Source organism: Undibacterium sp. Dicai25W, assembly GCF_049340505.1.
Lineage (GTDB): Bacteria > Pseudomonadota > Gammaproteobacteria > Burkholderiales > Burkholderiaceae_D > Undibacterium > Undibacterium jejuense.
In genome coordinates this window covers 1-640 of sequence record NZ_JBMPOQ010000053.1, presented here as the reverse complement: position 1 = coordinate 640, position 640 = coordinate 1, and the positions used below count along the sequence as shown (strand labels likewise).

The following is a 640-nucleotide window of genomic DNA, read 5'->3' as shown; positions in this document are numbered from 1 at the left end:
TTGGAAAGGCTACCATTGCAACCATTCAGCCGCATCAGCGAACTACTTCCGCACAACTGGAAGCCTGCTCAATAAATCCGATCATCAATCTAAGGATCGGTCAACCTGTGTTGACCGGGTGCTTACAAAAGATGGGCGTAGCGCAAATCATGGATGGAGCGCGCGCGACACCACCGGAAGATGTTGGCGGCACATCGGGTTATGAAGACTTCCTTATCGAAATAAATGATCCATCAAGTGAACAAGGAAGAAATTATTTGCAATGGGTTGACGGCTCCTTCGACCCGGAATTATTTGATCGACGCGCCGCAAACAATGCCTTGCTTCGAATGGCTTGGAACGGGTGGGGTAAAAAATAAACAGCTTGCAAGACGGCTTAAGTGAGGCGCTTACAATAAATTCAGGTCCGTTGTCCATTCTGATCTGTGCCGGAAAGCCACGCCATGCAACGATACGCTCCAGCACCCGTACTACACGGGACGCGGGCAAATTTAAATCAATTTCAATCGCCAGTACTTCCCGATTAAAATCATCGACCACATTAAACGTACGAAAACGCCTGCCACACCATAACGCGTCACTCATAAAATCAATTGACCAACTCTTGTTGATTTCCCCAGGTACTGCCAATGGCTGCGGG

At 48.4% G+C, this 640-nt stretch carries 1 protein-coding gene and 1 pseudogene; one reads left to right on the top strand and one right to left on the bottom strand.

Annotated features, from left to right (window positions below):
- Nucleotides 1-359: IS1096 element passenger TnpR family protein (locus tag ACO0KY_RS19655; protein WP_423048924.1), on the top strand; the 359-nt coding region annotated here is incomplete at its 5' end.
- Nucleotides 360-393: 34 nt separating this feature from the next.
- Here ACO0KY_RS19655 and ACO0KY_RS19650 read toward each other — a convergent pair.
- Nucleotides 394-640, bottom strand: a pseudogene (locus tag ACO0KY_RS19650) (DDE-type integrase/transposase/recombinase); the annotation flags it as partial.